This window comes from Acinetobacter sp. YH12134 (assembly GCF_013418555.1).
GTDB lineage: Bacteria > Pseudomonadota > Gammaproteobacteria > Pseudomonadales > Moraxellaceae > Acinetobacter > Acinetobacter indicus.
In genome coordinates, this window is record NZ_VPBT01000046.1 from 1 (window position 1) to 5,082 (window position 5,082).

Annotated in this window: 5 protein-coding genes; all 5 read left to right on the plus strand. The window is 44.9% G+C overall.

What is annotated here, in order from left to right; all coding sequences use genetic code 11:
• Positions 1 to 359: 359 nt before the first annotated feature.
• Positions 360 to 845 carry an NUDIX hydrolase gene (locus tag FTU69_RS14545; RefSeq protein ID WP_045795214.1) on the plus strand — a complete coding sequence of 162 codons (486 nt, stop codon included), beginning with the start codon at positions 360 to 362 and terminating at the stop codon, positions 843 to 845.
• A gap of 4 nt (positions 846 to 849) precedes the next feature.
• Positions 850 to 1,983, plus strand: coding sequence for a tRNA 2-thiouridine(34) synthase MnmA (mnmA, locus tag FTU69_RS14550; protein WP_075166642.1), 1,134 nt, complete (start codon positions 850 to 852; stop codon positions 1,981 to 1,983).
• A gap of 14 nt (positions 1,984 to 1,997) precedes the next feature.
• Positions 1,998 to 2,729 carry a high frequency lysogenization protein HflD gene (gene hflD, locus FTU69_RS14555; RefSeq protein ID WP_005176767.1) on the plus strand — a complete coding sequence of 244 codons (732 nt, stop codon included), beginning with the start codon at positions 1,998 to 2,000 and terminating at the stop codon, positions 2,727 to 2,729.
• A 50-nt stretch (positions 2,730 to 2,779) separates the two neighbouring features.
• Positions 2,780 to 4,168: an adenylosuccinate lyase gene (gene purB / locus FTU69_RS14560; RefSeq protein WP_005176761.1), complete on the plus strand. Its 1,389-nt coding sequence runs from the start codon at positions 2,780 to 2,782 to the stop codon at positions 4,166 to 4,168.
• Positions 4,169 to 4,318: 150 nt separating this feature from the next.
• On the plus strand, positions 4,319 to 4,957 hold the full coding sequence (locus FTU69_RS14565; RefSeq protein ID WP_075174763.1) for a DUF2238 domain-containing protein: 639 nt from the start codon (positions 4,319 to 4,321) through the stop codon (positions 4,955 to 4,957).
• Positions 4,958 to 5,082: the final 125 nt, after the last annotated feature.

Genomic DNA, 5,082 nt, shown 5'->3' on the forward strand with positions numbered 1-5,082 from the left:
CCAAGCAGACGTGCACAGAAAACAGCAATTCAAGAACGAAATCTAAATCCTGTGCTTGACTTGGAAATGTCCATATAGGACATTTCTATTTGGTTATTAGGTAGGACATTTCTACTTTGGAATAACATATTTTCACTTCTCTTTTTAAATCAGCATATTAGCTCATACTAAGAAGTCAAAATCACCTGATTTGAACTTCTTTATGGATTTCTCATGTTCCACGCTCATTATTAAGTCCTTGTTTCACACAATTTTTTACTCAAACACAAAAAACATCTTCTCCAAAGAAATCCCCTTCCCTCATAGCCACATCCCCCTAAATTTTGTAGAATATGCGTTTTACCCCATGGTGCTTTTTTATGACCGCTTGGACTGCGCATGTGACTGTTGCCACCGTTGTTGAAAAAGACGGTAAATTTCTGTTCGTAGAAGAACAGACTGAAGGCGTTACACATACTGTCTTTAACCAGCCTGCAGGTCATGTAGAAGCCGGTGAAACCATTATTGAAGCAGCGGTTCGCGAAACCCTGGAAGAAACCGGATACGATGTACGTATTCAGGCTTTACTGGGCATTTATACCTATACCCCGCCCATGTTTCCAGATCGTACCTATTACCGTTTCTGCTTTCTGGCCGAAGCCATTCACCATCATGCAGATGCACAGCTAGACACTGGTATTGTCCGTGCCGTCTGGATGAGCCCGGATGAACTGCTTGAATCGGCCCGCGCCCGCAGTCCTTTGGTGATTAAAGCCGTACAGGATGCTCAGGCCGGACAAAAATATCCTTTATCGCTCATTTACGAGCACCAAAATTCTCCCTTAATTCATAGTGTGGATGCCTAATCCTATGCAACAACGTGTCATCGTCGGTATGTCAGGTGGTGTAGATTCTTCTGTTTCTGCAGCACTCCTCCTTCAACAAGGTTATCAGGTTGAAGGACTGTTCATGAAAAACTGGGAAGAAGATGACGGCACGGAATACTGTACAGCCATGGAAGATCTGGCCGATGCCCAGGCCGTATGCGATAAAATTGGCATCAAACTGCACACCGCCAACTTTGCCATGGAATACTGGGATCGGGTTTTCGAGCATTTCCTGGCAGAATACGCCGCTGGCCGTACCCCTAACCCGGACATTCTGTGCAATAAAGAAATCAAATTCCGTGCGTTTTTAGATCATGCCATTAACCTGGGTGCTGACTTTATTGCCACAGGTCACTACTGCCGTCGTGGTGAAACCATGACCAACTCTAAAGGTGATCAATATGCACCTTTATTGCGTGGTGTCGACAACAACAAAGATCAGACTTACTTCCTGCATGCAGTACATGGTCGTGAAATTAACAAGACCCTGTTCCCTGTCGGTGAAATTGAAAAGCCACAAGTACGTAAAATTGCAGAAGAATTGGGCTTGGCGACTGCAAAGAAAAAAGACTCCACTGGTATCTGTTTTATTGGTGAACGCCGCTTTAATGACTTCTTAAAACAATATTTACCCGCACAACCCGGAAAAATCGTGCTGGAAGATGGCAAAGAGGTTGGTGAACATCACGGCTTAATGTACTATACGCTCGGTCAACGCGGTGGTATTGGTATTGGCGGCATGAAAGGTGCAGCTGAAGGTGCCTGGTTTGTACTGCATAAAGATGTAGCCGGCAATCGTCTGGTGGTTGGTCAAGGTCATGATCATCCACTGATGCAAAGCACGATTCTGTGGAGCGAATCCATTGACTGGGTCGCAGGTGAACAGGATATTCCTGACACCGGTTTCCGCTGCACGGCAAAAACCCGCTATCGCCAACCTGACCAAGACTGCGTATTATTTAAAGATCCAGAAACACCAAATGGTGTACGTGTTGAATTTGATCAGCCACAACGTGCAGTAACACCAGGTCAAAGCGTGGTGTTCTACGCAGGTGAAGTGTGCTTAGGGGGTGGCGTGATCCATCATACCAATGCCCCTCACCCGGATTTTGTTTAAAGGATTGTTTCGGCATGACAGAGTTACCGTTTCAACAGCCTCGAACTCTGAATGTTCGCCAGAATCGTGCTTTGGCCCTCGCTGCTGTGTTTCAGGCCACGCAGCTGACCCATATGACCGCACTGACTGGCCGACAAAGTATTGGCGATAGCGGTAACTTTTATCTGGAGCGCCTGATTCAGGCCAGCCTGAATATCCGTCCAAGTAATAATCAGAGTGGCCAAACCTTAGACTTTTTTAGTCAGCTGGCCGATATCTCCCTTGGTTTAAAAACCCTCGAAAATAGCATTACCCATCCGTTTACCACCTCACCCAAATCCAGATTACCGAAAATGTCCAATGCCAAGTTGCCGATGTCCTATGCCATGGCGCTGCTGCAACTGGAAAAGAAAGTCTATAGTAATCCGCAATTTGTTGAAATTATTGAGCAATCCCAGCAAAAAATCTTAAAACAGCTGTCCTTTTTTGATAATAACTATTTACATCCAAGTATTCTCGCCAATCTTGCCCAAACCTATGTTGATACTGCTGGACAGATTAATCCGCGGATTATGGTGCGTGGCAATGCCGAGGCCTTTAAAGATTCTGCCCATACCAACCGTATTCGTGCCTCGCTATTTACCGGCCTGCAAATGGCACATTTGTGGCGTCAACTCGGTGGCAGCTCATGGGCGATGATTTTTAGCAAACGCAAACTGCTTCAAGATATTCAGGATCTTGCCCGTTTACAGTATCAGGTGGTCTGATCTGTACGGACATTTGTTTTAGGTTTAGTTCCAAAGTTTAAGGAATCGTTATGAACGCTTTAACTGCACTTTCTCCATTAGATGGACGTTATGCGAGCAAATGTGATGCTCTTCGTCCTTTCCTTTCTGAGTTTGGTTTAATCCATGCTCGTGTGACTGTTGAAGTGCGTTGGTTACAAGCGCTTGCGAACCGTCCGGAAATTACTGAAGTCCCAGCTTTTTCTGCAGAAACCAATGCGGCCTTAGATGCGATTGTGGCAAATTTCTCTGAAGAAGATGCGAACCGCATTAAAGAGATTGAACGTACCACTAACCACGACGTTAAAGCGGTTGAATATTTCCTGAAAGAAAAAATCGCCAACATCGACGAGCTGAAAAATGCCGGTGAATTCATTCACTTTGCTTGTACTTCTGAAGACATCAACAACCTGTCACACGCGTTAATGCTGAAAAACGGCCGTGATGTACTGGTTGCATCTATGCAGCAAATCATTGACTCAATTGTGGCGCTGGCTGAAAAACATGCTGATCAACCCATGCTGTCTCGTACACACGGTCAAACAGCTAGCCCAACCACTTTGGGTAAAGAAATGGCCAACGTGGCGTACCGTTTAGCGCGTCAAATCAAGCAATTCAACAATGTTGAACTGCTGGGTAAAATCAACGGTGCAGTGGGTAACTACAACGCTCACCTGTCTGCCTATCCAGACATCAACTGGCCTGCACATTCACAAGCATTTGTTGAATCTTTAGGTTTAACTTTCAACCCGTACACCACGCAAATTGAACCGCATGACTATATGGCGGAACTGTTTGATGCGCTGCGTCGTTTCAACACCATCTTAATCGACTTTAACCGTGACGTTTGGGGTTATATCTCGCTGGGCTTCTTCAAACAAAAACTGAAAGAAGGCGAAGTCGGTTCTTCAACCATGCCGCACAAAGTCAACCCGATTGACTTCGAAAACTCTGAAGGTAACCTGGGTATTGCCAATGCTGTTCTTGCGCACCTGGGCGAAAAACTTCCAATTTCTCGCTGGCAGCGTGACTTAACCGACTCAACTGTACTTCGTAACATGGGTGTTGGTTTTGCACAGAGCTTGATCGCATTTGAAGCCTGCTTAAAAGGTATTGGTAAACTAGAACTGAATGCTGACCGTATTCTGGAAGACCTGGACAATGCACAAGAAGTATTGGCTGAACCGATTCAAACGGTTATGCGTCGTTACAACGTTGAAAAACCATACGAAAAATTAAAAGCGCTGACTCGTGGTCAAGCAATGACTCGCGACATGATGGTGAGCTTCGTCAACGGTAACGAACTCGAAGCTGTTCCGGCTGCGGATCGTGCACGTTTAGCTGAAATGACCCCTGCGTCTTACACCGGTAATGCCGCTGAACAGGCAAAACAAATTAAAGATTTGATTGCTAAAATCTAATGAAATGATTTGAGTTTTTCACAACATCTTCTTTCTTCCTCTGGAAGCAACATAAAGAGGGTGTAATTTTGAAAAACTCAGCATCAAAAAGCGAAGCTCCGGTTTCGCTTTTTTATTATGATAATTACAAATCCCAATCCTATAACCAGAATGATCGACTACCAATTACAAGCCAAACATTGGCTGATGCTGGTCCTGTTAGGCCTGACCATGCTGCTTGCCAGTATCAACCCGATGGAATTTTCAGCCTATGTGCTACATCAGGTTGGAACGATCCTCATGCTAATTGTGCTGCTATTGCTCTTCAAAAAAGTCGGTTTAAGCTTTTCGAGTTTTGTTTTCTATCTTATCTTTCTGTTGATTCATATTTTAGGCGCGCATTATCTCTATTCTTATGTGCCCTATAACGACTGGCTGCTGCAATACTTCGGCTTTGATTTAAATCAGTGGCTGGGCTGGGAACGCAATATGTATGATCGCTTTGTGCATTTTGCCTATGGCGTGCTGCTCTACCCGCTGTTTTTCCGCTTACATCGGCTCTGCTTTCCAAAAGCCAAAGACTTGGTGATTTTTCTGCTGGTCGTGCAATGGGTCATGAGCAGCAGTTTGATTTACGAATGGCTGGAATGGTTACTCGCGGTAACCCTCTCCCCGGAAGCGGCTGAAAATTATAATGGTCAGCAAGGTGATGTCTGGGATGCGCATAAAGATATGCTCCTGGCTACGCTCGGCGCGATTCTGGCAGGAAGCTGGAACTTATACAAAGACAGAAAAAAAGCACTCGATTGAGTAATGCCAGTCAGTTAAGAGATTGACTGGCTTTTTCTTGGGTATTTTTGAGGTTTTCCTTTTACAACCCTTGGATAACTCCTCATCCGTCTCTCAGGTAAAACATATCTATCAGATTTCTCCAT